The 25,818-nt window shown below is 74.4% G+C and carries 26 protein-coding genes; 15 read left to right on the plus strand and 11 right to left on the minus strand.

Translation table 11 applies throughout. The features are described from left to right. Positions 1-11: 11 nt before the first annotated feature. Positions 12-1,322 (plus strand): hypothetical protein, encoded by a 1,311-nt coding sequence (locus ACSNN8_RS19345; protein ID WP_436650607.1) that lies wholly within the window; start codon positions 12-14, stop codon positions 1,320-1,322. Between the two features lie 53 nt (positions 1,323-1,375). Here ACSNN8_RS19345 and serA read toward each other — a convergent pair whose 3' ends face one another. Both serA and ACSNN8_RS19355 read right to left on the minus strand, forming a co-directional pair. After that, positions 1,376-2,590, minus strand: a complete 1,215-nt coding sequence (serA, locus tag ACSNN8_RS19350) for a phosphoglycerate dehydrogenase (RefSeq protein ID WP_436650608.1) — start codon at positions 2,588-2,590, stop codon at positions 1,376-1,378. Between the two features lie 168 nt (positions 2,591-2,758). Then, the gene (locus ACSNN8_RS19355; RefSeq protein ID WP_436650609.1) at positions 2,759-3,697 is read right to left on the minus strand and encodes an aminoglycoside phosphotransferase family protein; all 939 of its coding nucleotides are present in this window, start codon (positions 3,695-3,697) and stop codon (positions 2,759-2,761) included. A gap of 74 nt (positions 3,698-3,771) precedes the next feature. On the opposite strand from ACSNN8_RS19355, the gene ACSNN8_RS19360 reads away from it, so the two are divergent. Together ACSNN8_RS19360 and ACSNN8_RS19365 are read left to right on the plus strand one after the other, a co-directional pair. After that, positions 3,772-3,978 carry a hypothetical protein gene (locus tag ACSNN8_RS19360; RefSeq protein WP_436650610.1) on the plus strand — a complete coding sequence of 69 codons (207 nt, stop codon included), beginning with the start codon at positions 3,772-3,774 and terminating at the stop codon, positions 3,976-3,978. Between the two features lie 41 nt (positions 3,979-4,019). After that, on the plus strand, positions 4,020-4,901 hold the full coding sequence (locus tag ACSNN8_RS19365; RefSeq protein WP_436650611.1) for a DMT family transporter: 882 nt from the start codon (positions 4,020-4,022) through the stop codon (positions 4,899-4,901). A gap of 190 nt (positions 4,902-5,091) precedes the next feature. On the opposite strand, the gene ACSNN8_RS19370 is transcribed toward ACSNN8_RS19365, so the two are convergent. Beyond that, complete coding sequence (locus ACSNN8_RS19370; protein WP_436650612.1) at positions 5,092-5,559, minus strand: MarR family winged helix-turn-helix transcriptional regulator; 468 nt, start codon at positions 5,557-5,559, stop codon at positions 5,092-5,094. 77 nt (positions 5,560-5,636) lie between these two features. Between ACSNN8_RS19370 and ACSNN8_RS19375 the strand changes: the two genes are divergently transcribed. Further along, positions 5,637-6,839 (plus strand): FAD-dependent monooxygenase, encoded by a 1,203-nt coding sequence (locus tag ACSNN8_RS19375; RefSeq protein WP_436650613.1) that lies wholly within the window; start codon positions 5,637-5,639, stop codon positions 6,837-6,839. Here the strand turns inward: ACSNN8_RS19375 and ACSNN8_RS19380 are convergent. Together ACSNN8_RS19380 and ACSNN8_RS19385 are read right to left on the minus strand one after the other, a co-directional pair. After that, positions 6,817-7,932, minus strand: a complete 1,116-nt coding sequence (locus tag ACSNN8_RS19380; protein ID WP_436650614.1) for a sensor histidine kinase — start codon at positions 7,930-7,932, stop codon at positions 6,817-6,819. The two genes, ACSNN8_RS19375 and ACSNN8_RS19380, sit on opposite strands and share 23 nt — an antisense overlap. After that, positions 7,929-8,585 carry a response regulator transcription factor gene (locus tag ACSNN8_RS19385; RefSeq protein WP_436650615.1) on the minus strand — a complete coding sequence of 219 codons (657 nt, stop codon included), beginning with the start codon at positions 8,583-8,585 and terminating at the stop codon, positions 7,929-7,931. Before ACSNN8_RS19385 ends, ACSNN8_RS19380 begins: the two co-directional genes overlap by 4 nt. A gap of 123 nt (positions 8,586-8,708) precedes the next feature. On the opposite strand from ACSNN8_RS19385, the gene ACSNN8_RS19390 reads away from it, so the two are divergent. Genes ACSNN8_RS19390 through ACSNN8_RS19415 form a run of 6 tightly spaced genes read left to right on the plus strand, consistent with a single transcriptional unit; the run spans position 8,709 to position 13,035 of the window. Then, positions 8,709-9,293: a hypothetical protein gene (locus tag ACSNN8_RS19390; RefSeq protein ID WP_436650617.1), complete on the plus strand. Its 585-nt coding sequence runs from the start codon at positions 8,709-8,711 to the stop codon at positions 9,291-9,293. Further along, positions 9,290-10,342 (plus strand): peptidoglycan-binding protein, encoded by a 1,053-nt coding sequence (locus ACSNN8_RS19395; RefSeq protein WP_436650618.1) that lies wholly within the window; start codon positions 9,290-9,292, stop codon positions 10,340-10,342. The genes ACSNN8_RS19390 and ACSNN8_RS19395 overlap by 4 nt, the downstream gene beginning before the upstream one ends. After that, positions 10,339-11,001 carry an ABC transporter ATP-binding protein gene (locus ACSNN8_RS19400; protein WP_436650619.1) on the plus strand — a complete coding sequence of 221 codons (663 nt, stop codon included), beginning with the start codon at positions 10,339-10,341 and terminating at the stop codon, positions 10,999-11,001. The genes ACSNN8_RS19395 and ACSNN8_RS19400 overlap by 4 nt, the downstream gene beginning before the upstream one ends. Continuing rightward, entirely contained in the window at positions 10,998-12,149 is a 1,152-nt protein-coding gene (locus tag ACSNN8_RS19405) for an ABC transporter permease (protein ID WP_436650620.1), read from the plus strand. The genes ACSNN8_RS19400 and ACSNN8_RS19405 overlap by 4 nt, the downstream gene beginning before the upstream one ends. A gap of 20 nt (positions 12,150-12,169) precedes the next feature. Continuing rightward, a complete protein-coding gene (locus ACSNN8_RS19410; protein WP_436650621.1) occupies positions 12,170-12,829 on the plus strand; it encodes a DUF998 domain-containing protein in 660 nt (219 codons plus the stop codon). After that, positions 12,826-13,035, plus strand: a complete 210-nt coding sequence (locus ACSNN8_RS19415) for a DUF2795 domain-containing protein (RefSeq protein WP_436650622.1) — start codon at positions 12,826-12,828, stop codon at positions 13,033-13,035. The genes ACSNN8_RS19410 and ACSNN8_RS19415 overlap by 4 nt, the downstream gene beginning before the upstream one ends. On the opposite strand, the gene ACSNN8_RS19420 is transcribed toward ACSNN8_RS19415, so the two are convergent. Continuing rightward, positions 13,032-13,709 carry a DUF4386 family protein gene (locus ACSNN8_RS19420; RefSeq protein ID WP_436650624.1) on the minus strand — a complete coding sequence of 226 codons (678 nt, stop codon included), beginning with the start codon at positions 13,707-13,709 and terminating at the stop codon, positions 13,032-13,034. The two genes, ACSNN8_RS19415 and ACSNN8_RS19420, sit on opposite strands and share 4 nt — an antisense overlap. A 193-nt stretch (positions 13,710-13,902) precedes the next feature. On the opposite strand from ACSNN8_RS19420, the gene ACSNN8_RS19425 reads away from it, so the two are divergent. Both ACSNN8_RS19425 and ACSNN8_RS19430 read left to right on the plus strand, forming a co-directional pair. After that, positions 13,903-15,873, plus strand: coding sequence for a sensor histidine kinase (locus tag ACSNN8_RS19425; protein WP_436650625.1), 1,971 nt, complete (start codon positions 13,903-13,905; stop codon positions 15,871-15,873). Further along, complete coding sequence (locus ACSNN8_RS19430; RefSeq protein ID WP_436650626.1) at positions 15,870-16,547, plus strand: response regulator; 678 nt, start codon at positions 15,870-15,872, stop codon at positions 16,545-16,547. The genes ACSNN8_RS19425 and ACSNN8_RS19430 overlap by 4 nt, the downstream gene beginning before the upstream one ends. On the opposite strand, the gene ptsP is transcribed toward ACSNN8_RS19430, so the two are convergent. From ptsP to dhaK, 3 genes are read right to left on the minus strand one after another with little or no spacing between them, the layout of a single operon-like run. Beyond that, a complete protein-coding gene (ptsP, locus tag ACSNN8_RS19435) occupies positions 16,506-18,869 on the minus strand; it encodes a phosphoenolpyruvate--protein phosphotransferase (RefSeq protein ID WP_436650627.1) in 2,364 nt (787 codons plus the stop codon). The genes ACSNN8_RS19430 and ptsP overlap by 42 nt on opposite strands. Beyond that, complete coding sequence (gene dhaL, locus ACSNN8_RS19440) at positions 18,869-19,495, minus strand: dihydroxyacetone kinase subunit DhaL (protein ID WP_436650628.1); 627 nt, start codon at positions 19,493-19,495, stop codon at positions 18,869-18,871. The genes ptsP and dhaL overlap by 1 nt, the downstream gene beginning before the upstream one ends. Positions 19,496-19,499: 4 nt before the next feature. Further along, on the minus strand, positions 19,500-20,501 hold the full coding sequence (gene dhaK, locus ACSNN8_RS19445) for a dihydroxyacetone kinase subunit DhaK (protein WP_436650629.1): 1,002 nt from the start codon (positions 20,499-20,501) through the stop codon (positions 19,500-19,502). Between the two features lie 121 nt (positions 20,502-20,622). Between dhaK and ACSNN8_RS19450 the strand changes: the two genes are divergently transcribed. Both ACSNN8_RS19450 and ACSNN8_RS19455 read left to right on the plus strand, forming a co-directional pair. Beyond that, positions 20,623-21,393, plus strand: coding sequence for an MEDS domain-containing protein (locus ACSNN8_RS19450; protein WP_436650630.1), 771 nt, complete (start codon positions 20,623-20,625; stop codon positions 21,391-21,393). Continuing rightward, positions 21,390-22,343, plus strand: a complete 954-nt coding sequence (locus ACSNN8_RS19455) for an anti-sigma factor RsbA family regulatory protein (RefSeq protein ID WP_436650631.1) — start codon at positions 21,390-21,392, stop codon at positions 22,341-22,343. Before ACSNN8_RS19450 ends, ACSNN8_RS19455 begins: the two co-directional genes overlap by 4 nt. Positions 22,344-22,355: 12 nt before the next feature. Here ACSNN8_RS19455 and ACSNN8_RS19460 read toward each other — a convergent pair whose 3' ends face one another. Further along, a complete protein-coding gene (locus tag ACSNN8_RS19460) occupies positions 22,356-22,784 on the minus strand; it encodes an ATP-binding protein (protein WP_436650632.1) in 429 nt (142 codons plus the stop codon). 119 nt (positions 22,785-22,903) lie between these two features. On the opposite strand from ACSNN8_RS19460, the gene ACSNN8_RS19465 reads away from it, so the two are divergent. Beyond that, positions 22,904-23,227 (plus strand): STAS domain-containing protein, encoded by a 324-nt coding sequence (locus ACSNN8_RS19465; RefSeq protein WP_436650633.1) that lies wholly within the window; start codon positions 22,904-22,906, stop codon positions 23,225-23,227. Positions 23,228-23,401: 174 nt separating this feature from the next. Here the strand turns inward: ACSNN8_RS19465 and ACSNN8_RS19470 are convergent, their stop codons facing one another. After that, positions 23,402-25,711 carry an RICIN domain-containing protein gene (locus ACSNN8_RS19470; protein ID WP_436650761.1) on the minus strand — a complete coding sequence of 770 codons (2,310 nt, stop codon included), beginning with the start codon at positions 25,709-25,711 and terminating at the stop codon, positions 23,402-23,404. Positions 25,712-25,818 lie beyond the last annotated feature (107 nt).

The raw sequence follows: 25,818 nt of genomic DNA on the forward strand, positions 1-25,818 counted from the left end.
CCGATGTGGCGGTGGCCGAGCCGTCGACAGCGGGAACGCCGAGCGGCGCCCGCGACACCGTGTACAGGCGTCCACCGGCCAAGCCGCAGGCCGATCCGCCGTGGTTCGGCGCCACCGCCGAGCCGGGAGCAGGGGAGGAGCCCAGCCGGGTCTCCTTCGGGTTCACGTCGGGGCCGATCTCTCCCGTACGGCATCCGGCGTCACCGACGTCGCCCGCCGCGCCGGCCGGGACCGATCTTCCCGTACGCCGTGCCGACACCGGGGAGCAGCCTCGCCCCGCTCCCGCCGGCGAGCAGCCCTTCGCCGGACCCGCGGCGCAGTCCTTCGCCGAGTCGACCGGAGGCCCGCGAGGCTTTCCCGACTCCACCGGGGAACAGCGGCGACCTGCTGACTCCACCGGAGGCCAGCGGCCGTTCGCGGACATGGTGGGGGAGCCGCGGGGCTTTCCGGACATGACCGGGGAGCAGCGACGCGTCTCGGACACCGGTGAGTTCCGCCGGTTCCTCGAGGCGGATGAGCAGCGGGACGTGCCCCGCGCGGCGGAGCGCCGCGTCGTCGTTCCGGAGCCGCCGCGCCAGTCGCGTGCCGTGACCGTCGGCATCGTGCTGCTCGGGCTCGTGGTGCTGGTGGCCGGCGGCGTCGTCGGGGTCACGTACTTCACCGGCTCGCAGGACAAGCTGGACTCGGTGCTCCAGCTCGGCGCCGGGGAGCCCGCCGACCGGGCGGTCACCGCGCCGCTCGACAACCGCAGCCAGGCCAGCCTCGAGCTGCTCGCCGCCACGAACCGGGTCACCATCACGATCGGCGAGCTGGGCGACGACCTCTACCGCATCTCCACGCCCGAGGACGCGGGCATCCGTCCGGATCCCGTGATCAGCCAGGACGCGGTGAAGGTGCAGGTCACCAAGGACGGCGACGGCACCGGAGGCCAGATCGACATCGTGCTGGCGGCCAAGGTGCGCTGGGCGCTGCGCCTGTCGGGCTATGCCGAGGAGCAGGTCGTCGACCTGCGCGGCGGGCAGGTCACCGGCATCGAGATGGTCGGCGGCATGCGGACCGCCCAGCTGACCCTGGCGCGCCCGGCGGGAACCGTGCCGATCAAGGTGAACGGCGCGGTGGAGAAGCTCGTCGTGACCTCGCCGACCGGCAACCCCGTACGCGTCAAGGTCGGCGGCGGCGCCAGGACCGTCGTGGCGGGAAGCCGTACGCTCAAGGAAGTCCCGCCCGGATCCACGCTCACGCCCAAGAACTGGGCGGTGCAGGATCGCTACGACATCGGCGCGGGCGCTCCGATCACGTCGCTGACGGTCGAGAACTCCTGAAGGACGAAGAGAGGGGGCGGTGTCCAGCCGGACACCGCCCCCTCTCCCGTACGTCAGGACAGCACGCGCAGGCGTACGGTCTGCTCCATCGCCCGCAGCCGATCGAGCACCTCGTCGCTGTAGCCGCCGCTGATGTCGGTGATCAGGTAGCCGTACTCGCCGCGGGTGCTCAGCAGCTGACCCTCCACGTTGACGTGGTGCTCGGCGAGGATGCTGTTGACCTTGGCCAGGACGCCCGGGGTGTTGATGTGCACGTGCCCGATGCGGCTCTGACCGGCCTGCTCGGGCAGCGCGACGCCGGGCAGGTTGACGCTCAGCGTGGTGTTGCCCTCCTCGACGAACGAGGCCAGCTTGTTGGCGACGAAGCCGCCGATGTCGGACTGCGCCTCCTCGGTCGAGCCGCCGATGTGCGGCGTGAGGATGACGTTGGGCAGGCCGCGCAGCTCGGACACGAACTCGTCGCCGCGGCCCTTGGGCTCCGACGGGAAGACGTCGACCGCCGCGCCGGCCAGGTGGCCGCTGTCGAGCGCCTCGCGCAGCGCGACGTGGTCGACCACGATGCCGCGGGAGAGGTTGAGGAACAGGGCGCCCTCGCGCATCCGCTTGAACTGCTCGGCGCCGAAGAAGCCCGCGTTGCCGGGGCGGCCGTCGACGTGCAGGGTGACGACGTCGCTGGTCTCGAGCAGCTCCTCGAGGCTGGCGCAGCGGTGGGCGTTGCTCAGCGCGAGCTTGTCGGCGGTGTCGTAGAAGGACACGTACATGCCGAGGTTCTCGGCGAGCACCGAGAGCTGGGTGCCGATGTTGCCGTAGCCGACGATGCCGAGCCGGCGGCCGCGGATCTCGTGGGCGCCCTCGGCGGACTTGTCCCACACGCCGGCGTGCATCAGCGCGTTCTTCTCGGTCAGCCGCCGGGTCATCGAGATGATCTCGGCGATCGCCAGCTCGACGACCGACCGGGTGTTGGAGAACGGCGCGTTGAACACCGCGATGCCGTTCGCCGAGGCGGCGGTCAGGTCGATCTGGTCGGTGCCGATGCAGAAGGCGCCGATCGCGACGAGGCTGTCGGCCGCCTCGAGCACCTTGGCGGTGACCTGCGTCTTGGAGCGGATGCCCAGCAGGTGCACGCCGGGCAGGCGGGCGATCAGCTCAGACTCGTCGAGGGCGTTGCGGACGGACTCGACCTCGTATCCGGCGGCCTCGAGCCGGGACACCGCGTCGGGGTGGATGCTCTCCAACAGAAGGACTCGCGCCTTGGCCTGGTCGATCATCGTGTTCCGTTCCGTGTGTTGTGATGGCCGGTCCGGGCCGCCACGCCGAAGCCCGACCACCCAGCCTAGTGCCCCGAACTGCCCGCGCCGGGTGGGTGTGCCGGACCTCCCATCAGGTGCCCGCCACGGCGCCGGCGGGCTCTGGTACGCAGGTGACGTTCATTCGGTTCAGCCGATGGGTCCGGGCCCCGACGTGCGCAGTTCCCGGCGCAGCCAGTGCAGCAGGGCGTCGGCCTGCCACCGCTGGAACGCGCGCACGCTCGGCAGCGAGGGCGGCGGTGGCAGCCGCGAGGCGTCGCGCAGGAACCCGGCCCACCCGGCGAGCACGTCGGCGACCGTCCACCGGTCGAGGCCGTCGATCACCCGTTCGGGGTTGCCGCCGTGCACGACGACGTTCATGGCCAGCAGCACCCGGTCGAACCAGCGCGGCGCCGTGGCGCCCCACGGCCAGTCGACGATCACCAGCCGGCCGTCGGGGCGCATCAGCATGTTGTCGGCGCGGATGTCGCAGTGCGCGAGGGTGTCGCCGGTGCTGATGGCCGCGACCCCGCGCTCGGCGGCCGCGATCAGCTCGGGCAGGTGGCCGGCGGCCCACGGGTCCAGGTCGGCGGGCGGGTCGGCGGCCAGGCGCCGCCAGCCGGCGAAGCCCTCGGCGAGGTGGTCGCTCACCGCGGGGACGTCCAGCGGCGGCGGCGTGAGGGCGTCGGCGAGCTGGGCGAGGGCGGTCACGGCGGCGTCGATCTCGGTCTCGACCCACGGCGTACGCGGGTGGGCGCCCTCGACGTCCTCGAGGACGAGCACGACCCAGTCGCCGGTGTCGAACGAGCCGAGCACGCGCGGCGCCGGGACGTGGCCGGGCAGCGCCGCGGTGATCCGCGACTCCTGCCGGGCCAGCTCGGCGGAGCGCTCGTTGAGGACCGGGGTGACGGCCTTGACGAAGGCCCGGCGGCCGTCGCCGGTGACCACCCGGTCGGCCGTGCCGGGGGAGAACCCGCCGGTCTGCGAGACGGCCTCGACGACCCGGCCGCCGATGATCCGCTCGACCCGCGCCCGGACCGGGGCGGGCAGGTCCTGCCACCCGATGCGTGTTCCGCCTGCCGGCACCATGAGGTGATCGTGGCAGGCGGACCGCGGCGACGGCGAGGGAGTTTTCTGTCGTACCCCCGCGGAAGAATGCCGCCATGTCGTCGAGAAACGTCGGGTACCAGCCGGAGTCGTGGGAGGCGCGCGTGCGCGCCGGGGTCGAGGCGGCCGTCCGCCGGCGCGAGGCACGCGCCGCCGAGCGGCGGGCGCACGCGCGTCGCCGGGCCCACGGCATGATCGAGCGGCACGCCGTGCGCCTGGCCGAGGCGCGCAGCCGTGTCCCGCGCGAGTGTGACACGGGCTGAGCGGTGTCCGGGTCTGGCAGACTCGAAGTCCGGGGGTGCACATGGGATCGCTGGGGTGGGCGGTCGCGTTCTCGGTGCTCTCCGCGGCCAGCTACGCGGCCGCGGCGGTCGCCCAGGAACGCCTGGCCGAGCACGGCCAGCGCGGCCTGTCCGGGTGGGCCGTCGCGCTGCTGCTGACCGGCGGCGGCGTCGGGCTGCACGTGGCCGCGCTCAACTTCGGCACGGTCGCCGTCGTGCAGGCCCTGGGCACGCTGACGCTGCTGTTCGCGCTGCCGATCGCCGCGGTGCGGTTCCACACCAGCATCGGCCGGGCCGGCTGGATCGACGCGGTCCTCACCGTCGTGGGGCTCGCGCTGATTCTGTCGCTGTCGGTCGAGTCGTCCGAGCCGGCGGTGCTCGCCGAGCCCGACGAGCACCGCCTGGCGCTGGTCACCCTCGCGGTCGTGGGCGCGCTGTCGCTGGCCGCCTGGCGGGCCGGTCCCCGCCTGCAGGCGGTGCTGCTCGCGGCGGCGGCCGGCACGGCGTTCGGCATCGCCTCGGTGCTGTCCAAGGCGGTGCTCGAGGCGTTGACCTCCGGCGGGCCGGGCGCGGTGACCCCGTTCGCCGGCGTCGCCGTGCTGGTGTTCTCCACCGGGGGCTACCTGCTGGGGCAGCTATCCTACGGCCGCGCCGGGATGGCGGCGCCGCTGGCCACGGTGAGCGTCGTCAACCCGATCGTGGCGGCGATCGCCGGCGTGGTCGTGTTCGAGGAGGGCTTCCGGTTCGGCGTGGTGGGCCTGGTCGTGGTGGCCGGTGCCGCCGTCGTCATGACGCTGGGCGTGATCGGCCTGGCCCGGCACGCCGCCACGCCGTCCTCATCGGACACCGGGGCCGAGCCGCCGGCTTCGCGGGCCGGCAAGGCTTCGGATCGCGCCGGCTCCTGAGCGGCGGCGCCGAGTGCTGCCGGGCGGTGGTTGAGCGCGGCGCGTCGCTGCGGGCCTGGCGGTGTGCGCGGCAGGCTGGGTGCGGCGGCCGGCGGTGTGCGCGGCGGGTGGGGTGCGGCGGCCGGCGGTGCGCGGCGGGTGGTGTGCGGCGGCCGGCGGTGCGCGGCGGGTGGTGTGCGGGGGCCGGTGGTCAGCGGGGCCAGTCGGCTGCGGTGGTGGTGCGGAGGAAGTCGGCGATGACGGCCAGCTGGGCGTCGTCGTAGCGGTCGAGGACCCGGGACATGTGCTCGGCCTGGCGGGCGTACCGGGGGTGCACGCGGGCGCTGATCTGCTCCTCGACCGGGGAGACGATCACCTTGCGGCGGTCGTGCGGGTCGCGGTCGCGGCGCACCAGGCCGGCGTTCTCGAGCCGGTCGAGCACCCCGGTGACCGTGCCGGTCCGCAGGCCGGTGAGCTCGGCGAAACGCCCGGGGGTGAGCGGCCCGTGCACCTCCAGGAGCGTCATGAACTGGGCGTCGCTCGGGCCCAGCCGCAACTCCTCGGAGACCTTGTGGCTGTAGAGGATCGCGTCGGCGATCAGGCGCCGCACCGACTCCACGATCTCGCTCTTCGGGTCCCCGCTGCGGGACGACCCGTAGGGGAAATCACTCGATGACACGAGCATCTCGCAATCGCTAGTATCTCGGCTAGACGAGATAATCGACCGTACGAGAGATTTTCCCATGGAGGCACGGCATGGAACGAGCACGGACGGCGATCGTGGTGGGCGGCGGCATAGCCGGGCCGGTGGCCGCGGTCGCCCTGCGCAAGGCGGGCATCGAGACCACTGTGTACGAGTCGTACCCCGGCACGGCGGAGGGCGTGGGCGGGGCACTCATGCTGGCGCCGAACGGGCTGGCCGCGCTCGATGCGATCGGCATCGGCGAGCAGGTCGCCGCGGCCGGGCTGCCCACGCCGCGGATGGTGATGGAGACGGGCTCCGGCCGCCGGCTGGGCGTGTTCGACGACCTGCCCGAGCTGCCCACCAGCCGAACCTTCTCGCGGTCGGACCTGTACGCGGCTCTGGGCCGGGCCGCGCGCGAGGCGGGTGCGACGATCCTGCACGGCAAGCGCCTCGTCGCGTACGACGACCGCGGCGACCGGGTGGTGGCGACGTTCGCGGACGGGTCCACGGCCGAGGCGGACGTGCTGGTCGGCGCCGACGGCATCCACTCCACCGTGCGGACGCTCCTCGACCCGGCCGCCCCGGCCCCGCGCTACGTCGGGCTGCTCGGCTTCGGCGGATGGGTGTCGCCGGAGGGCCTGACGCCGACCGGCGGCGCGATGCACCTGGCGTTCGGCAAGCGGGCGTTCTTCGGCTACTTCGTCGACCGCGAGCGGGCCGGCTGGTTCGCCAACCTGAGCCGGCCCACGCCGCTCACCGCGGCCGAGGCGCGCGCCATCCCGGAACAGGAGTGGCTGCGCCGGCTGCGCGCGCTGTTCGCGGGCGAGAAGCTGCCGGCCTTCGCCATGCTCGACCGGGTGCGCCCCGGCGAGCTGGTCAACGTCGGCGGCATGCACGACATGCCGCCGGTGCCGGTGTGGCATCGCGGCCGGGTGGTGCTGACCGGCGACGCCGCGCACGCGACCACGCCGAGCTCGGGGCAGGGCGCCTCGCTGGCCGTCGAGAGCGCGATCGAGCTGGCCCGGTGCCTGCGCGACCTGCCGGTCGGGGAGGCGTTCGCGGCGTACGAGCGCCGCCGCCGGCCGCGGGTCGAGCGGATCATCGCGCGGTCCGCCCGCGTCAACAACGACAAGGCGGCCGGGCCCGTGGCGCGGATCGTGCGCGACCTGACGTTCCCGATCGCGATGCGCACCTTCTACAACCCGGAGAAGATGTTCGGGTGGGTCCACCGTTACACAGTGGACTGGCAGCTCACAGCGCGCGCGGCAGGGTGACCGTGACGACCAGGCCGCCCTGCTCGCGAGCCTCGGCGCGGGCCTCGCCGCCGTGGGCGCGGGCGACGGCGCGGACGATCGAGAGGCCCAGGCCCGCCCCGGGCGCGTGCAGCCGCTCGGCGCCGTAGCGGTGGAACGGCTCGAACAGGCCGGGCACCTCGTAGCGGGGGATGACCGGCCCGGAGTTGCTCACCTCGAGCACCACCCAGCCGTCCGGGCGCGTGCCGGTGCGCACGCGCACCCAGCCGTTGGCGGGCACGTTGTGGCGTACGCCGTTCTCCACCAGGTTCTGCACGAGACGCTCGAGCAGCACCGGGTTGCCCAGCACGGTCGCCTCGGCGGGCTCGGTGAGCACCTTGACCGTGTCCGAGACCGCGACGTGCTCCACGATGTCGGCCAGGTCGACGTAGGACCGTTCGGCCACCGGACGCTCGGACTGGGCGAGCAGCAGCAGCCCGTCGATCAGCCGCCCGTGGCGCTCGTTGACGGCCAGCAGCGTCGTGCCGAGCTGGCGTACCTCCTCGGAGGCGGCCTCCCGCGTGAGCGCGACCTCGAGCAGCGTGCGGTTGAGGGTGAGCGGGGTGCGCAGCTCGTGCGAGGCGCTGGCGATGAAGCGGCGCTGCCCGTCGAAGGAGTGGTCGAGCCGGGCCAGCATCAGGTCGAACGTGTCGGCGAGCTCCTTGATCTCGTCGTCCGGCCCGGTCAGCGCGATGCGCTCGTGCAGGCCGCGGTCGGCGTCGGGGGCGTCGGCGATGCGGCGGGCGGTCGCGGTGATCTGCTGCAGCGGCTGCAGCATCCGCCCGGCCACCAGCCAGCCCAGCGCGATCGCCGCGGCGCTGACCACCGCGAGCGCGATGGCGCCCTGCGAGAGCAGCGTGCTCAGGGCGTCCGCGCGGGTGCCCTCGATGAACTGCCGCACCTCCACCGTCCCCGCCGCGACGCCCGGCGGCGGGGAGCTCACCTCGGAGCGCGCGAGCACGTCCGGCAGGCGCTGCGAGACCAGGACGTACGTGGCGCCGAGCAGCACCAGGCCGGCGAGCACGAACAGGCCGCCGTAGACGAGCGTGAGCCGGCCGCGGACGGTGAGCCTCATGGGATCCGGTACCCCACTCCCGGTTCGGTGAGCACCACGGGAGGGTCGCCGAGCTTGCGCCGCAACTTCAGAATCGTCATCCGTACGGCGTGGGTGAACGGATCCGCGTTCTCGTCCCACGCCTTCTCGAGCAGCGTCTCGGCCGACACCGCCGTGCCGTCGGCGCGCAGCAGCTCGGCCAGCACGGCGAACTCCTTGCGCGACAACGGCACGTAGCGGCCGTCGCGGTGCACCTCGCGCCGGTGCGGGTCGAGGCTGATGCCCGCCCGGCGCAGCACCGGCGGCGCGGCCGGCCGGGAACGCCGCCCCAGCGCCAGCACCCGGGCGCTGAGCTCGCGCAGCGCGAACGGCTTCGGCAGATAGTCGTCGGCGCCCAGCGACAGCCCGGTGACCCGGTCGTCGACGCCGGCCGCGGCGGTCAGCATCAGCACCCGGGTGGCGCCGTCGCGTTCCACCAGCGCCCGGCACACCTCGTCGCCGTGCACCACCGGCAGGTCGCGGTCGAGCACCACCACGTCGTAGTCGTTGACGCCGACGCGTTCCAGCGCGGCCGCGCCGTCGTGGACCACGTCGACCGCGTGGGTCTCGTGGCGCAGACCCTGCGCCACCGCGTCGGCGAGCAGCGGCTCGTCCTCGACCACCAGGATCCGCATGTGCCCATCCTGCCGCGCGGCGGCGTCACGTGGGCGTCACGTTTTTTCGTGACGGCCGGGAAACGCGGCGGTCGCTCTACTTCGACCCGTGGCGGCCGCACCGGCCGCCGGCGAGGAGGCGACATGCGTACGGGAAGGATTGTCGTCGTCGGTCTGATGGTGGCGCTCGCGTCGACGGCGTGCGCGGCCCGGAGCGACGACGGGCAGGGGGTGGCAACCGCGGGGCAGCCGACCGCGACGGCGAGCTCGTCGGCCACGCCGGGTGGCGCGTCTGGACGGGGCGCGCCGGACGAGGACGCGCCGGTGAAGTTCGCGCAGTGCATGCGCCAGCACGGCATGACGTGGTTCCCCGATCCCGACGCCGACGGGCGCACGGTGGTCAAGGTGCCCAAGAGCGTGGACCCGGAGAAGTTCGAGGCCGCGCAGGAGGCCTGCAAGCAGTTCGCGCCCGACGGCGGGGACGCGGCCGAGCCCGACCCCGAGATGGTCGAGATGAGCCGCAGGCTGGCGAAGTGCATGCGGGAGAACGGCGTGCCGGACTTCCCCGACCCGCAGCCCAACGGATCGATCGAGCTGCACCGCGACAAGAACGGCAAGGGCGTCGGCCCGGGCGACCCGGCGTTCGACAAGGCTGAACAGAAGTGCTCGCAGTACCTGCCGGGCGACCGCGAGGAGCACCGCGAGCAGGGCGGCGGGGCCGAGGCATGAACCGCCGACGGACGACCGGCGCGGTCGCCGGGGTGCTGGCCGCCGGAGCGGTGGCCGCGGCCGTCACCGTGATCAATCTGCCCGCGGCCGGGAGCGGCGGCGCCGCTCCCGGCGGCGAGCCGGCCGAGACCGCCGAGGTCAGGAAACAGACACTGGTCGACCACGAGTCGCACGACGGCACCCTGGGTCACGGCGACACGACCACGGTCACCGCCCGTGGCGCCGGCACGGTCACCGCCCTGCCCGCCGGGGGCGCGGTCCTCACCCGCGGCAAGGCGCTCTATCGGCTCGACAACCGACCGGTTCCGCTGCTGTACGGGACCCTGCCCGCCTACCGCACGCTGCGGCCCGGCGTCGAGGGCGCCGACGTGCTGCAGTTCGAGAAGAACCTGCGGGCGCTGGGCTACACCGGGTTCACGGTCGACGACGAGTACACCTCCGCGACCGCGTCCGCCGTCGAGGACTGGCAGGACGACCTCGGCGTGGACGAGACGGGCCGGGTCCCGGCGGCCGCCATCGCGTACGCCCGCGGTCCGGTGCGGGTGGACTCGCTGACCGCGGAGCTGGGGGCGGTCGTGCAACCCGGCAGCGAGCTGTTCACGACCACGGGCACCGCGCTGGTCGCGACCGTTCAGCTCGACGTGGACGACCAGCGGCTGGCCCGCACGGGCGCCGCGGTGAAGGTCGAACTGCCCGACGGCACCGAGGTGGACGGCCGGATCACCGCCGTCGAGACGGTGGTCGAACAGGGGCAGGGCAACGAGGAGGACACCACCCTGCTCGAGGTCACCGTCGCGTTCGGCAAGACTCCGCAGGGGCTCGACGAGGCCGCGGTCACCGTGGACTTCGTCGCGTCGCGGCGGACCGGCGTGCTCACCGTGCCGGTCTCCGCGCTGCTCGCGCTCGCCGAGGGCGGATACGGCCTGGAGATCGTCGAGGCGGGCGGCACCCGCGTCGTCGCCGTGCGCACCGGGCTGTTCGCCGACGGACGGGTCGAGGTGTCGGGCGGCGGCGTCACCGCCGGGACGCGGGTGGGGATGCCGTCGTGAGCGCCGTCGTCGAACTGTCCGGCGTCACGAAGGCGTACGCCGGAGGGGTCACCGCCGTGCGAAGCGTCGACCTGACCGTCGCGTACGGCGAGCTGGTGGCGATCGTCGGCCCGTCCGGCTCCGGCAAGTCCACGATGCTGCACCTGATCGGCACGCTCGACCGGCCCACCCAGGGCACGGTGCGCATCGACGGCCACGACGTGGCGACGCTGACCGACCGGCAGCTGTCGGCGCTGCGGGCGCGGCGCATCGGGTTCGTGTTCCAGCAGTTCCACCTGGCCCCGGGCCGCAGCGCGCTCGCCAACGTGGCCGACGGGCTGCTGTACGCGGGGGTCCGCCGCCGGGAGCGGGAGTGGCGCGCCGAGGCTGCCCTCGTGCGGGTCGGCCTGGGCGACCGGCTCGGCCACCGTCCGCATCAGCTCTCCGGCGGCGAACGGCAGCGGGTCGCCATCGCGCGGGCCGTCGCGGGGGACCCGGCCGTGCTGCTGGCCGACGAGCCCACCGGCAACCTCGACTCGGTGTCCGGCGCCGGGGTGGTGGAGCTGCTGCGCGAGCTGCACGCAGCGGGGACCACGGTGCTGGTCATCACCCACGACCACGACATCGCCGGCAGCCTCCCGCGGCAGGTGCCGATGCGCGACGGGCGGGTGCTGACATGAGCCCCTCGGACCTCGTCCGCCTCGGCGTGTACGGGCTGCAGTCGCGCCCGTTGCGGGCGGTGCTCTCGGCGCTGGGCATCGCCATCGGCATCGCCGCCATGACCGCGGTCGTCGGCATCTCGTCGTCCAGCCGCGCCGACCTGGACCGGCAGCTGGCGGCGCTGGGCACCAACCTGCTGACCGTGACGCCCGGCCGGACGATGTTCGGCGAGGACGCCGTGCTGCCCGACGAGGCGGTGCCGATGATCCGGCGGATCGGGCCGGTGCAGTCGGCGACGGCGACCGGGAAGGTGCCGTCCGCGGCGGTCTATCGCACCGACCGGATCCCGGCGGGGGAGACCGGCGGGCTGGCCGTGCTGGCCGCCTCGCCGGACCTGCCGGCGACGGTCGGCGCCGCGCTGCGGCACGGGACGTGGGTGAAGGGCCAGTATCCGACGGTCGTGCTGGGCGCGACCGCGGCGCGGCGGCTCGGCGACGTGCCGTCGGTGTACCTCGGTGGCCGCTGGTGGACCGTGACGGGGGTGCTCGAGCCGGTGCCGCTGGCGCCCGAGCTCGACCAGGCGGTGCTGGTGGGGTGGGCGGCGGCGAAGTCGTACCTCGGGTTCGACGGCCACCCGACCACGGTGTACACCAGGTCGGTGGACGCCGCGGTGGAGGCCGTACGGGGTGTGCTGGCGCGCACGGCGAACCCGTCGAGCCCCGACGAGGTGCGCGTGTCCAAGCCGTCGGACGCGCTCACCGCGCGGCGGGCCGCGGACGACGCGTTCACCGCGCTGCTGCTCGGGCTGGGCGCGGTGGCGCTGCTGGTGGGCGGCATCGGCGTGGCCAACACCATGGTGATCTCGGTGCTCGAACGGCGGGCCGAGATCGGGTTGCGGCGCTCGCTCGGCGCGACCCGGGGGCAGATCCGCACCCAGTTCGTCGTCGAGTCGCTGCTGCTGTCGCTGCTCGGCGGCGCCGCCGGGGTGCTGCTCGGTGGCCTGGTGACCGGCGTCTACGCCACCACGCAGGCGTGGCCGGCCGTGGTGCCCTGGTGGGTGCCGGTGGGCGGGGTCGCCGTCACCGTGGTGATCGGCGCGGTCGCGGGCCTGTACCCAGCCGTCCGCGCGGCGCGGCTGTCTCCCACGGAGGCGCTGGTGGCCGCCTGAGGCGTGTCAGGCTTGCGGGGATGCGAAACCGTGCCGTCTCCGTGCTGGCCGGGGTGGGCGTCGCCTGCGTGGCGGCGTCCCTCACCCTGTACGCCCTGCTGCACCTGCTGCCGCCCTCGGCCGCGCTCGACTGGAGCACCCGCACGATCAGCCAGTACGCGCTGCTGCCGAACGGCTGGTGGTTCGACGCCGCGACGCTGCTGCTGGCCGGCGGTTCGCTCGCGGTGCTGGTCGCCTCGCTGCGCGCCGGGGTGGTGCGCGGCGGCGCGGCGGCCGCGTTGCTGCTGTGGGTGCTGGGGCTTCTCGGCGTGGTCTGGTTCGAGAAGCACAACTGGGCGGCGGGCCCGTCGACCAGCGGCGACATCCACCGCGTGGCGAGCGTCGTCGCGTTCCTCAGCCTGCCGGTGGGCGCGCTGCTCGCCGGGGCCCGCTCGCTGCGCGACACCGCCGCCCGGCTGGTGGTGCTGGGCGGCGCGCTGTCGCTGCTGTGCTTCACCCCGATCGTGTGGGCGGTGCTCGCCGAGCCGTGGACCGGCGTGCGCTGGTGGCGGGCCATCCCGCTGGGCGGCGTCGAACGCCTGCTGGGCCTGGCCGAGGTCGGCACCGTGCTGCTGCTGGCGTGGTGGGCGGTGCGGACCGAGGGAATGACCCGCCGCGGTGCGGGTACGCACGCCCCATGAGCACCTTCTCCGAAGTGCAGACCCTGCTGCAGGACCTCGACTTCCCGGCGGACAAGGACGCGATCGTCCGGCACGCCGAACAGCGCGGTGGTGACCACGACTCGCCCGCCGTGCGGGCGCTGCGCGCGATGCCGCTGGCCACCTACCGCAACATCTCCGAGATCCGCAGCTCGGTCGACCTCCCGCCGGACCAGACACCCGACTAGGACACGGCCACGGGCGTGCGCATCCGGCTCGCGCGGACGATCAGGGTCGCCCCGGCCAGGCCGGTCCACAGCAGGTAGCCGAAGAGGCCGATCATGGCCGCGACGCCGAACGACGTGATCCACCAGGCGGGCCCGGCGACGCAGATCAGCGAGGCGGCGGCGATCAGCAGGCCGAACCAGGCCAGCCAGCGGGGCAGCACCCGGGTGCGCAGGCCGGCCAGCGAGACGGCCAGCAGGAACAGCCCGCGCGGCACGGCGCCGAGGTCGCCGACGGTCTCGCCGAGACGGGAGAACTGGTCGATCGTCAGGACGGCGGTGTCGGACACCCCGTCGAGCCGGCGGTCGTCGGCCATGCCGATCGGGATCATGGCGACCGCTGCGGTCATCCAGATCCAGACGGCGGTCAGCAGCCCCGCCCCCGCCGCCAGCACCGCGTACAGCCGCTGCTCACGCAGCAGAACGACGAGCGCGGTGACGAGCACCAGCAGCGCGGCCAGCGACACCGCGCCGGCCGTCACCGACAGGCCGATCTCGTCGAGGTGCGTCTCGTACCACCGGCGTAGGCTCGCGGGCGCCGCGCCCTCGGGCGGATCGGCGGCGGTGTCGAACAGGCTCGCGGCGAAGAACACCAGCCCGGCCGTTCCCGCGGTGAACATCGTGGTGCGCTCGTTCATGGCAACCTCCGGTCGTGACGTGTCGTGCCCCTCACGCTCCGCGCCCGCCCGTCCCGGAATCGAGTGGCCGACGGCCCGGCCGTGCCCGCGCCCGGTGGGACGGCCGTCCCGGCCCGCGACGGGACGAATGACTGGTGACCCCGGCGGCCCACCTCCCTAGGCTGATGCTGAGCGCCGCGCCGAAGAAGGTCCGATGAATGCGCTGTCCGGGTCAGCCCTGAGGTGGATCGCCGTCTCCTCCGCCGGAGCCGCGGCGGCGCTGTTCGCCGCGGCCGCGACGCTGGGCCTGCTGGTGCCGGGCGACGACGGCGTCGATGCTCGCGAGATCGCCTTCCTCGCGGCCTTCCTCACGTACGCCCTGGTGGGTGGCGCGGTGGCGTGGCACCGCCCGGCCAACCCCGTCGGCTGGCTGCTGCTCGCGACGGGCCTGGTCGTCATGCTGTCGGCCGCCCTGGACGGGTACGCCTACTACGCGATCGTGCACCGGCGGGAGGCGCTGCCCGCGGGGGTCTGGGCGCGCTGGGCGCAGAGCTGGCTGTTCGCCCTCGCCTGGAACCTCGGCACCACGCTGCCCCTGCTGCTGTTCCCCGACGGCCGGCTGCCCTCGCGCCGCTGGCGCTGGGTCGTGGGCGTGACGACCGCGGCGATCGTGCTCGACACGGTCGCGGTGGCGCTGATGCCGGGGCCGATGGGCGACACCGTGCCCCGGCCCAACCCGGTGGGCGTGGCCGCGGCCGAGGGGGTGCTCACCACGGTCGACGAAGCCGTCTTCTGGCTGTGCGGCACCGTCACGATCGTCGGCGTGGCGGCGGTGGTGATCCGGTGGCGCGCCGCGACCGGGGCCGCCCGCGAGCGGCTCGCGTGGCTGGGACTCGGCTGCCTGGTGGCGCTCGGCCTGCTCGGGCTGGACCTGTCGCTGGACGCGGTGGGGCTGGGGGAGCTGAGCGGGATCCCGCTGGTGCTCGCGCTCGCGGTGCTGCCGGTGTCGGTCGCGGTGGCGATCCTGCGGGCCGGGCTGTTCGACGTGCAGCGGCTGTTCACCCGCGGCATCGTCTACGCCGGACTGACGGTGGCCATCGTGGGCAGCTACGCGGTCAGCGTGGCGGTCACGCCCGCGCTCGTCGGCGAATCGGCGGGCACGGCGGCGGCCCTGGTGGCCACCGCGCTGGCGGCGGTGCTGCTCAGCGGCGTACGGGACCGGGCGCAGTCGGCGGTGGGCCGGGCCTTGTTCGGCGAGCGGGACCGGCCGTACCGGGTGCTGTCGACGCTCGGCGCGGTGCCCCCGGGGATGGTGGACGACATGGTGACGTTGCTGCGGCGGTCGCTGCGGCTGCCGTACGTGGCGGTGCGGCTCGCGGACCGGCCGCGGCTGGTGGAGTCGGGCGCGCCGACCGGCGACGTCGAGGAGTTCCCGCTCCCGCAGCACGGGGGCAGCCTGCTGGTGGCGCGCCGCGACCCGGCCGACGAGTTCACGGCCGCCGAACGGCTGCTGCTCGCCGACGCGGCCCGGCAGGTGGCACTCGCCGGGGAGTTGCAGGCGGCCCGGGAACGGCTGGTGCGCGCCCGCGAGCAGGAGCGGCTGCGCCTGCGCCGCGACCTGCACGACGGGCTCGGGCCGGTGCTCGGGGCGGTGACGCTGCGGCTCGACGTGCTGCGCGCGCACGTGCCGGAATCCGACGAGGAGGGCCGGTCGGAGGTGGACAAGGCGAAGCAGGAGCTGCGGGCGGCCCTGCGGGATGTGCGGCGGCTGATCGACGGGCTGCGGCCGCCGGCGCTGGACGAGACCGGGCTGCGCGCGGCACTCACCGAGCAGGCGTCCGCCCTGCTGCGCGCGCCGGTGACGTACACGGTCGACTGCCCCGCCGACGCGCGGCCGGCCGGGCCCGCGGCGCAGGCGGCGATCTACCGGATCGTGGTGGAGGCGCTGACCAACGCGGCCCGGCACTCCGGCGCGGGACACGTGGCGGTGACCGTGCGGCTGACCGGCGCCGACCTGGTCGCGACCGTGACCGACGACGGCCGCGGCCGCGACGGGCGGCCGGACGGCATCGGACTGTCCTCGATGCGCGAACGCGCGGCCGAGCTGGGCGGCTTCTGCGAGGTGACGAGCCGCCCGGGCGAAGGGGTCACGGTGCACGCCTCCGTCCCACGGGAGGACCGATGATCCGGGTGCTGCTCGTCGAGGACCACCCGATCTACCGCGACGGGCTGCGGACCGGGCTGCGGCCGATCGACGACGTCGACGTGGTCGGCGAGGCGGCGACCGCGGCCGAGGCCGTGGCGCTGACCGAACGGCTGCGACCCGACGTCGTCCTGCTCGACCTGGGGCTGCCCGACCGCAGCGGCCTGGAGGCGGCCCGGGCGATCGCCGCCGGCGACGACGCGCCGGCGATCCTCGTGCTGACCATGCGCGACGACGACGGCTCGGTGTTCGCGGCGATCCGGGCCGGGGCGGCGGGCTACCTGCTCAAGGGCGCCGACCAGGACGAGCTGGTCCGCGCGATCCGCGGGGTCGCCGCCGGCGAGGCCGTCTTCGGGCCCGGGGTGGCGGGCCGGGTGCTCGGCCGGGCCGGACGCGACCAGGGCGGCGCGCCCGATCCGCTCGGCGTCGGCCTCACCGTGCGCGAGCGGGAGATCCTCGAGCTGATGGCCGCGGGCTGGGGCAACCAGACCATCGCGCGGCGGCTGCACGTGGCGCCCAAGACGGTGCGCAACCAGGTCTCCGTGCTGATCGCCAAGCTTCAGGCCGCCGACCGGGGCGAGGCCATCGTGCGGGCGCGGGCAGCGGGTTACGGCTCAGGCGGCGCGGACCGCCTCTTTGACCAGCGGCACCAGTGAGGGCGCCACGCTGAGCTGCCGTACGCCCGAGGCGAGCAACCGGGGGACGGCGGACTCGTCGGCGGCCAGCTCGCCGCACACGGCCACCGGGCGGTCGCCGGCGGCCGAGCAGACCTCGTCGATCAGGCGGGCCACGGCCGGGTCCAGCCCGGCGGCGAGCGGCAGCAGCGCGGGGTTGCCGCGCTCGGCGGCAAGCGTGTACTGCGTCAGGTCGTTGGTGCCGATGCTGAAGAAGTCGACGTACGGCACGAAGCCCGCGGCCCCCAGCGCGGCGGCGGGCACCTCGACCATCATGCCGACCCGCAGGCCGGCCGGCACGCCGCTGCCGTCGCGGGTCACGGCCTCGTCGAGCATCCGGCGGGCCGCGGTCAGCTCGGCCACCGTGGTGACCATCGGGAACATCAGGCTGACCGGTGTCTCGCGGGCGACCCGCACGACGGCGAGCAGCTGCTCGGCGAACAGCGCCGGATGCGCCAGCGACAGCCGCAGGCCGCGGACGCCGAGGAACGGGTTGGCCTCGGGCGGCGCGGGCAGGTAGGCCAGCGGCTTGTCGCTGCCGCCGTCGAGGGTGCGCAGCGTGAGGCGGCGGCCGCCGAGCGCCTCGGCGAGCCCGCGATAGACGGCGACCTGTTCGTCCACGCCGGGCGCCGACTCGCGGCCGAGGAACAGGAACTCCGTGCGGACCAGCCCCGCCAGGTCGGCGCCGTTCTCGGAGGCGGCGCGGGCCTCCTCGAGCGAGCCGATGTTCGCACCGACCGCGATCCGCACCCCGGCCCGGGTGACGGCCGGCTCTCCCGCCGAGGCCCGCGCGTCGCCGCGGCGTGCCCGGTGCTGCTCGGCGCGTGCCCGGAACGCGGCCAGCACCGGCCCGGACGGCGCGACCGCGACCTCGCCGGTGCCGCCGTCGAGCGCCACCAGCGTGCCGTCGGGTATCTCCAGCACCCGCGGGCCGGCCCCGACGACGGCGGGGATGCCGCGGGTACGGGCGAGGATCGCCGCGTGCGAGGTCGGGCTCCCGCCGGCGAGCAGCACGCCGGCGATCCGCTCCGGGTCCAGGGTGGCCGCCTCCGCCGGTGTCAGATCCGCAGCGACCACCACGCCTTCGCCGTCGGGCGCGGCAGCAGCCACCCCCAGCAGCGCGCGCAGCACCTGCCGGCCCACCGCACGCACGTCGGAGGCGCGTTCTCGCAGATAGGGGCCGGGCAGCGCGTCGAACCCGGCGGCGACCCGGGCGGTGGCGGCCTGCCAGGCGGCGGGCGCGGTCTCGCCCTGCTCGATGCGGCCGCGGGCGTCGCTCAGCAGGTCGTCGTCCTCGAGCAGCAGCCGGTGCGCCTCGAAGATCGGGTCCCGGAGGCGGTCGATCTCCCGGCGGGTCGCGGCCAAAGCGTCCGCGAGGCGGCGCGTCTCCGCCTCCGCGCCGCGGAACGGCTCCTGAGGCGCCTCTATCGGGACCTCGCGCAAGCGCACCGCCGGCCCGATCGCCACGCCGGGCGACGCGGCCCGCTCCCGCCGCGCACCATCTGTTCCGGCCGCGGCATCCGTCTCGGCCGCGCTCCCGGCCCTCGCTGCGCCGTCCGCGCCCCCCGCGCTCAGCGTGCTCGCATCGACCTCCGCCTCGCCGAAGGACTGCTGCGCCAGGGCCACGATCCGGGCGACCGCCTCCTGCGCCTGGCGGCCGGAAGCCCGTACCGCAAGCTCGTGGCCCTTCAGCAGGCCCAGCGTGGCCACGCGGGTGAGGCTGGACGCGGGGACCCACGCGGCGTCGGTGGTGGCGTTGCGGACCTCGACGTGGGCGTCGAAGGCGCGCGCCTCGGTGACGAGCCGGGCGGCGGGGCGGGCGTGCAGGCCGTGCGGGTTGGTCACCGGCACGACGGCGGACGGGCCTTCCGCCGTACGGGAAGGGGGTCGTTCGTCCGGTGCGCCCAGGTGGGACTGTTTGCCGGCCAGCCCGGCGACCGCCTCGGCCGCGACCTCGTGCCGGCCTGCACCCGAGGCGGCCGTGACGGCGGCGGCCACCAGACCCTCGACCAGCGGCGCGGGACACAGCACGACCCGCTCGCGCAGGTCGTCGTCGAGCATCTCGAGCGCGGTCTCGGCGGAGAGCACGGCGCTGCCCAGGTCCATGAGGATCACGACCCCGTCGCCGCTGTCGGCCGCGGTGACGGCCTCGCCGATGGCGAGCGCGTCGGTGCCGAACGTGTCCTCGTCGAGCCCGGCCGCGATCTCGACGGTCACCGGCCGCCCCCGCGTCATCTCGGCCGCGAGGGCGACCGCGGCCCGGGCCAGGGGGCGGCTGTGGCACACCACCACCAGGCCCACCATCAGGAGTCGTCGCCCAGCGTGGTCGCCGCGGCGGTGAGCAGCAGGGTCACCGACGTCGCGCCCGGATCGGCGTGCCCGGCGCTGCGCTCGCCGAGATAGCTCGCCCGCCCCTTGCGCGCGACCAGCGGAACCGTCGCCTCGCGTCCCCGCTCGGCGGCGTCGGCCGCCTTCCGCAGGCTGTCGGCCAGGCTGTCGCCGGCGGCGACCGCCGCGTCGAGGGCGTCCACCGCCGGCGCCAGCGCGTCCACCATCGTCTTGTCGCCCGGCTCGGCCTTGCCCCGCGCCACCACGCCGTCGAGGCCCGCGCGCAGCACCTTGGCGAAACCGGCCGCGTCCACCGTCTCACCCGCCGACGCGGCCATGCGCAGGAACGCCGTGCCGTAGAGCGGGCCGCTGGCGCCGCCCACCTTGCTGATCAGCGTCATGCCGACCTTCTTGAACAGCGCGGACGGCGACTCGGGCGGCTCGGCGTCCAATGCGGACACCACCGCGGTCAGGCCCCGGTCGAGGTTCGTGCCGTGGTCGCCGTCGCCGATCGCCGAGTCGAGGTCGGTGAGCAGGTCGCGGTCGCGGGCGATCAGGCGCGCGAACTCGCGCACCCACGCGGTGAGCGCCGCCGTGTCCACGGCGTCAGGCCCCTTGCCGCAGGGCGGGCGTGCGGACCGGAGCATCCCACAGCCGCAGGAGCTCGTCGTCGGCCCGCAGCAGCGTGACCGAGCACCCGGCCATGTCGAGCGAGGTGATGTAGGGGCCCACGAGCGAGCGGGCCACCGGGATGCCCGCCTTGGCGAGGATCTGCGACACCTCGTGGAACATCACGTAGAGCTCGACCAGCGGGGTGGCGCCCATGCCGTTGACGAACGCGATCACGCCGTCGCCGCCGCTGAAGTCACGGTCGGACAGGATCGGGCCGAGGAGCATCTCGGCGATCTCGTTGGCCGGGGCGACCGGCACGCGGCGGCGGCCCGGCTCGCCGTGGATGCCGATGCCCACCTCCATCTCGTCCTCGGGCAGGTCGAACGTCGGTCGGCCCGCCGCGGGCACGGTGCACGAGGTCAGAGCCAGCCCCATGCTGCGGGCCGACGCGTTGACCTTGCGCGCGACCTGGGCCACCTCGGCCAGCGGCCGGCCCTCCTCGGCGGCCGCCCCGGCGATCTTCTCGACCAGCACGGTGGCGCCGACGCCGCGGCGCCCGGCCGTGTAGAGGCTGTCCTGCACCGCGACGTCGTCGTCGATGACCACGGCCGTGACCTCGGCGCCGCCGTCGGCCGCCACCATCTCGGCCGCGAGCTCGAAGTTCATGACGTCGCCGGTGTAGTTCTTCACGATGTGCAGCACCCCGGCGCCGCCGTCCACGGCCCGGGTGGCCGCCACCATCTGGTCGGGCACCGGCGACGTGAAGATCTCGCCGGCGCACGCGGCGTCGAGCATGCCCGGGCCCACGAACCCCGCGTGCAGCGGCTCGTGCCCCGACCCGCCGCCCGACACCAGGCCGACCTTGCCGCGCACGGGTGCGTCACCGCGCACGACGACGCGGTTGTCGTAGTCGACGCGCAGCTCCGGATGGGCGGCGGCGAGGCCGTGGAGGGCGTCGGTGATGATCGTCGCGGGATCGTTGATGAGCTTTTTCATGGTGGCTCCTCACCGCTGGGAACGACCTTTCGCCCTCAAGCTACGCCGACCCTCCGACGGTTTCGAGAGCGTGGATCCGGCGACCCCGGGCCGCCCGCGGCGCCCGGCCTATGCTGGGGAGGTGAGCAGCGACCCGAGCCCGGCCACCGGGCACGTCTGCCTGGCCTTCGACAGCCGGGCCGACCTGGAGTCGCGTGCCCGCGCCTTCCTCGCCGCGGGCGAGGCCGCCGGCGAGCAGGTCAGCTTCGTCGCCCCCGGTGTCCCGCAGCTGCTGTTGCCGTTCGTGCCGCTGGGCGACACCTATCCCGACGGCGCCGTGATCGACCCGGCCGAGCAGGTCGCCTTCTACGCGGCCGCCACCGAGCAGGCGCTCGCGGCCGGCTACACGGGCCTGCGGGTGGTGGCCGACGTCACACCGCTGGTGCGCACGCCCGCTCAGCTCGACGCGTTCGCGCGCTACGAGTTCCGTGCCGACCGCTACAGCCAGGAGCACCCGTTCACAGCCATGTGCGCCTATGACCGTGGCGAGCTCGGCGACGATATCGTCGCCCAGGTCGCCTGCATGCACACCTCGACCGTTCCTCCCGTGCCGTTCCGGTTGCACGCCTGCGCGTCCGCCGAGGGCTGCGGCGCGCTCGCCGGCGAGCTCGACCGGACCTCCGACGACCTGTTCACCACGGCCCTGCGCCGTGCCGACCTGGTCGCCGCGGGCGGCGAGGTGGTGCTGCGGGCCGACGGGCTGCGGTTCGCCGACCACGGCTCGCTGCTGCGCCTGGACGACTACGCGGCCCGCCGCGGCGTCACCGTGGTGCTGCGCGGCGCGAGCCGGGCCGTTCAGCGGCTGGCCGAGTTGCTCGAGCTGACCTGCCTGCGCGTCGAGGCCGCCCGATGAGGACAGGCGCGGCCGCCGGCCATGACGGCTACTACCACGAGGCTGTCCCGTACTCCTCCGACGAGGAGCTGCTGGCGGTGCTGGTGCCGTTCCTCGCCGGGGGCAGCGAAGCCGGCGAGCCGACGCTGGTGGCGCTGGGCGAGCGCAACACGGCCCTGGTCCGCTCGGCCCTGCCCGCGCGCGCCCGGGTCGAGTTCCTCCGCGGCGGCGCCGTCTACTCCCGCCCCACCTCGGCGATCCGGACCTACCGGCGGCTGCTGGCCGGGCACCTGGCGGCCGGGGCGCCGCAGATCCGCATCGTCGGCGAGCTGCCCGCCACGGCGTTCGGCGCCACGTGGGACTGGTGGGCGCGCTACGAGTCAGCCATCAACCACGCGTACGACGAGTTCCCACTGTGGAGCCTGTGCCCGTACGACGTGCGCAGCACCCCGCCCGACAAGATGCTCGACGTCGCCCGCACCCACCCGCGCACCGCGCGCCCCGACGGCACCCACGTGCCCAGCGCGGCGTACGCCGACCCGACCACCTATCTCAGCGAGCCCCGCCCGGTGCCGCCCGACCCGGTGCAGGCGGCCCCGCCGCACGCCGAGCTCGTCGCGCCCTCCCCGTCCGCCGCCCGCGCCGCGGTGCGCGCAGCCGCCGACGGCGTGCTCGGCGACGACGACCTCGAGGACCTGATCGTGGCGGTCAGCGAGGCGGTCACCAACGCGGCGATGCACGGCCGTGCGCCGTTCGGCATGCGGGTCTGGCGGGGCGCCGACCGCGTCGTCGTCACGGTCAGCGACGGCGGCGCCGGCCCGAAGGACCCGTTCGCCGGGCTCATCCCCGCCACCGACCGCGCCACCGGCGGGCGCGGGTTGTGGATCGTGCACCAGTCCTGCAACTACGTCGCCGGGCAGGCCTCGCCGTCCGGCTTCACGCTGCGGCTGACCGCCGGCAACCCGGACTGAGCCGGCCGCGCCTCACGGCGTGATGGAGAAGAGCGCCCAGACGTGCTTGCCGTCGTTGTCGGGATACCAGCCGACCTCGTGCGCCAGCCGCTCGGTGAGCTGCAGGCCCAGACCGCCCGCGCCGGCCGCCCGGTGCTCGACGACGGGCGCGCTGAGCGGATCGGAGTCGGCGACGTCGAGGATCAGATGCCCGTCCGAGCGCAGCAGCGCCACCACGGTCGGGGGACTGCTGTGCCGCAACGCGTTGCCGGCCAGCTCGGTGGCGACCAGCACCAGCCGCTCCGCCAGGTCGTCGGCGTCGATCCCGGTCAGGTCCTCGCGGCCCAGCAAGGAGCGCTGCAACGCCTCGCGCAACGGCTGCAGACCCGGCGGCTCGTCGATCGTCCACGTGGCGATCCGTTCCTCCACCGGCGGCGGGCGCCACACCTTCCACCCCGTCATGCCCGTCATGATGCCCGGCGCGTGCCAGTTCATTCATCTAAGCTCTCCCGGTCGGGTCGTTTGATCCGGCCACGAGCGGGTATCGCGGGCCGACCGTGACGAGCAGACCGGGGTGGACCATGTCGTTGGAGTACCGGATCGAGCGTGACGGCGACACCATCACGGTGGCGCCCGAGGGGGACATCAGCCTCGAGACGGTCGACGCGCTCCGCGATGTGCTGCGCGGTGTCGTCGACGGCACCGACATCGCGCACATCGAGGTCGACATGCGGGCCGTGACGTTCCTCGACTCCAGCGGCATCGGCGTGCTGGTCGCCGCCCGCAAGGCCGCCGTCGCCCGCGGCGCCACGCTGGTGCTGCGCGAGCCCACCGCGATGGTCCGCATGGTGCTGGAGATCGCCCACCTCGACGGCATCCTGATGGGCGACACCGCCGTCAACTGAGGGGCTCCGGCGGTGCCTCAGTACGGCGATGGGACGTCCACGGACGCCCGCTCGGACCGCCCTTGACAGGCCACAGTGGACCGTCTCGGCCCGCGCCACGCGCTCCTGAAACGGCGAACGCCGGCCCGCACCCCTGCTCGGGGCGCGGGCCGGCGTCGCGGCGGAGGGGAGGCGTCAGCCGCCGATGCCGACCTCGTACCGGGAGCCGACGGCGCTGCCCGCCGCCGTGCCCGGGTAGACGAACGCCTTGCCGCTGGCGTTCTGGGTGGTGAAGATGTCGTCGTACTGGTCGGCGTTGAAGCGGCCCACGGTCAGCTCGCTCATGCCGTTCCAGCCGCCGGTGCCGATCTCGACGCGGGTGCCCAGCGTGCCGTTGCCGGTGCCCGGGTAGAACCACAGCTTGCCGGTGGAGTTCTCGACCGCGACGAGGTCGTCGATGTCGTCGCGGTTGAAGCGGCCCACGGTGTGCTCGCTGTTGCCGTTCCAGCCGCCCGAGTTCAGCACGACCCGGCTGCCGACGGCGCCCGTCGCGGTGCCCGGGTACAGGTACAGCTTGCCGTCGCGCGAGTCCACCGCGATCAGGTCCTCGTACGCGTCGGCGTTGAACCGGCCGCCGGCCAGCTTCTCCATGAAGTTCCAGCCGCTGTTGCCGATCACGATCCGGTCGCCCAGGGTGCCCGACGCGGTGCCCGGGTACAGGTACAGCTTGTTGTCGCGCTTGTCGGCCGCGATGAGGTCGTCGTACGCGTCGCTGTTGAACCGGCCGGTGGTCAGCTTGTCCATGTTGTTCCAGCCGCCGGTGCCGATCAGGACCCGGGCGCCGAACGCGGTGCCGGTGCGGGTGCCGGGGTAGAGCCACAGCCTGCCGGAGGAGACCTCCGTCGCGATCACGTCTTGGTAGGCGTCACCGTTGAACGAGACCGCCTCGAAGTTGGCCAGGCCGCGCGGCCGGACCTGCCAGCCCGTCGACGGCACGGTGGCGGAACAGGCCAGCTGTACGATCTTGCCACCGTTCGCGGTCGACGCGTCGAGCACGGACAGGCACATCTTGCTGTTGCTGTTGACCAGGCGGGTCAGGCCGCTGCTGTCGGCCTGCGGCGTCCACAGCTGCTCCGTGCCGTTGTTGCACGTCCACTGGATGACGCGGGCCTCGGACGCCTTGGACGCCGACCCCACGGCCAGGCACAGGCCGCTGTTGACGTTGCGCAGCTCGTACGCGCCGCCGGCCTTCGGGAAGAACGTCCAGCCCTGGTCCTTCGCGCCGCTGCACGGCCACTGGATGAGCTGGGTGTTCGTCTCGAGCGCGCCGCCCGGCACGCCCAGGCACTGTCCGGTGTGGCCGGCCTGCAGCCGCTCGGGCAGGTCGGGCCGGACCTCGTACTGGCCGACCCGGATGAAGTCGTTGACCGCCTGCGCGTTGCCGGCCAGCGCGTAGCGCGCCGCCAGGGCGAGGTTGCGGTTCGCGGCCTTCTCGGCGCGCGCCAGCACGGCGTTGGCCTGCCGCCGGTCCTCGGCCTCCGCGGCCTCCAGCGCCTTCTGGATGTCGCGGTCGCGGGCCGCGTGGATGCCGGTGTCGATGAACGCCTTCCAGTCCGCGGCCTCGAGGCTGCGGGCGGCGGAAACGGCCGCGGCCTGCACCTCGGTGCCGTCGGCGGCGAAGTTCCACACCGCGATGACGAAGTCGCGGTCCGGCAGGCTCAGCAGCTCCTCGGTGACCGTCATGCCGATCCGGTTCGCGGCCGCCTGCTTGGCGGCGCGGGCGAGCGCGGCCGCCTTCTCCGCCTCGGTGCGGTCCCCGTCCTCACGGATCCGCCGGTCGACGGCCTCCTTCGCGGCGGCCGCCATGCCCGAGGCGATGAACTGCGCCTGCTCGGCGGCCGTGCCGTTGCGGGCCGCGGCCGCGGCGTCCTTGACCTCGAGCCACTTCGGGTCGTCGGAGACGCGTTCCCAGATGAGCCGGATGAAGTCGGCGTCGGAGGCGTTGAGCAGCTCGGCGTCGGCCACCACGTCGATGCTGGCCGCGGCCGCCGCGCGGGCCTGGTCCGAGAGGCGCTTGGCCTCGGCCTCCCGCCGTTCCCGCTCGATGTCGCGGTCGTAGGCGGCGAACACACCGGTGACGATGAACTCGTAGCACGCCAGGTCGGTGGCGTCCGGGTTGGTCGGGTCGGACACGGTGCCGAAGGCCTGCTCGGCCGCCGCCCGTACCTCCAGGAAGCCGGTGTCGTCCTTGACGTGCTTCCAGATCTCGATCACGAAGTCGCGGTCGGACCGTTCGAGCAGCGCGTTGTCGGCGCCCCGGCCGAACTTCACGGCGACGGCGAGCTTCTGGTCGTACGAGGCCTGGCTCGCGCCCGCGGCGAGCGCGGACTGTTCGAACTGCGGAGCGGCGTACGCGGCCGCGGGAGCGGTGGCGGTCAGAGCGGCCACCGCGACGGCGGCAGCCAGGACCGGCCGGGCCCAGCGGGTCCGGTTCATGGAAGTCATGCAGTTATCCCCGTTGGTGAGTCGACCCCCTCTCCAGCTGCGACTTCGCCGGCCACGACGAACCCGCCTCGCGGCAGAGGGATTGATGTCGGTGCGTACCGTAGCGG

The organism is Actinoplanes sp. URMC 104 (assembly GCF_051386375.1).
In the GTDB taxonomy this organism is placed as follows: Bacteria; Actinomycetota; Actinomycetes; order Mycobacteriales; family Micromonosporaceae; genus Actinoplanes.

Excerpts from the sequence above, each read along its gene's own strand:
- serA (WP_436650608.1), bottom strand. The coding sequence starts at position 2,590 with ATGATCGACCAGGCCAAGGCGCGAGTCCTTCTGTTGGAGAGCATCCAC.
- ACSNN8_RS19355 (WP_436650609.1), bottom strand. The coding sequence starts at position 3,697 with ATGGTGCCGGCAGGCGGAACACGCATCGGGTGGCAGGACCTGCCCGCC.
- ACSNN8_RS19360 (WP_436650610.1), top strand. The coding sequence starts at position 3,772 with ATGTCGTCGAGAAACGTCGGGTACCAGCCGGAGTCGTGGGAGGCGCGC.
- ACSNN8_RS19365 (WP_436650611.1), top strand. The coding sequence starts at position 4,020 with ATGGGATCGCTGGGGTGGGCGGTCGCGTTCTCGGTGCTCTCCGCGGCC.
- ACSNN8_RS19375 (WP_436650613.1), top strand. The coding sequence starts at position 5,637 with ATGGAACGAGCACGGACGGCGATCGTGGTGGGCGGCGGCATAGCCGGG.
- ACSNN8_RS19380 (WP_436650614.1), bottom strand. The coding sequence starts at position 7,932 with ATGAGGCTCACCGTCCGCGGCCGGCTCACGCTCGTCTACGGCGGCCTG.
- ACSNN8_RS19385 (WP_436650615.1), bottom strand. The coding sequence starts at position 8,585 with ATGCGGATCCTGGTGGTCGAGGACGAGCCGCTGCTCGCCGACGCGGTG.
- ACSNN8_RS19390 (WP_436650617.1), top strand. The coding sequence starts at position 8,709 with ATGCGTACGGGAAGGATTGTCGTCGTCGGTCTGATGGTGGCGCTCGCG.
- ACSNN8_RS19395 (WP_436650618.1), top strand. The coding sequence starts at position 9,290 with ATGAACCGCCGACGGACGACCGGCGCGGTCGCCGGGGTGCTGGCCGCC.
- ACSNN8_RS19405 (WP_436650620.1), top strand. The coding sequence starts at position 10,998 with ATGAGCCCCTCGGACCTCGTCCGCCTCGGCGTGTACGGGCTGCAGTCG.
- ACSNN8_RS19410 (WP_436650621.1), top strand. The coding sequence starts at position 12,170 with ATGCGAAACCGTGCCGTCTCCGTGCTGGCCGGGGTGGGCGTCGCCTGC.
- ACSNN8_RS19415 (WP_436650622.1), top strand. The coding sequence starts at position 12,826 with ATGAGCACCTTCTCCGAAGTGCAGACCCTGCTGCAGGACCTCGACTTC.
- ACSNN8_RS19420 (WP_436650624.1), bottom strand. The coding sequence starts at position 13,709 with ATGAACGAGCGCACCACGATGTTCACCGCGGGAACGGCCGGGCTGGTG.
- ACSNN8_RS19425 (WP_436650625.1), top strand. The coding sequence starts at position 13,903 with ATGAATGCGCTGTCCGGGTCAGCCCTGAGGTGGATCGCCGTCTCCTCC.
- ACSNN8_RS19430 (WP_436650626.1), top strand. The coding sequence starts at position 15,870 with ATGATCCGGGTGCTGCTCGTCGAGGACCACCCGATCTACCGCGACGGG.
- ptsP (WP_436650627.1), bottom strand. The coding sequence starts at position 18,869 with ATGGTGGGCCTGGTGGTGGTGTGCCACAGCCGCCCCCTGGCCCGGGCC.
- dhaK (WP_436650629.1), bottom strand. The coding sequence starts at position 20,501 with ATGAAAAAGCTCATCAACGATCCCGCGACGATCATCACCGACGCCCTC.
- ACSNN8_RS19455 (WP_436650631.1), top strand. The coding sequence starts at position 21,390 with ATGAGGACAGGCGCGGCCGCCGGCCATGACGGCTACTACCACGAGGCT.
- ACSNN8_RS19460 (WP_436650632.1), bottom strand. The coding sequence starts at position 22,784 with ATGACGGGGTGGAAGGTGTGGCGCCCGCCGCCGGTGGAGGAACGGATC.
- ACSNN8_RS19465 (WP_436650633.1), top strand. The coding sequence starts at position 22,904 with ATGTCGTTGGAGTACCGGATCGAGCGTGACGGCGACACCATCACGGTG.
- ACSNN8_RS19470 (WP_436650761.1), bottom strand. The coding sequence starts at position 25,711 with ATGACTTCCATGAACCGGACCCGCTGGGCCCGGCCGGTCCTGGCTGCC.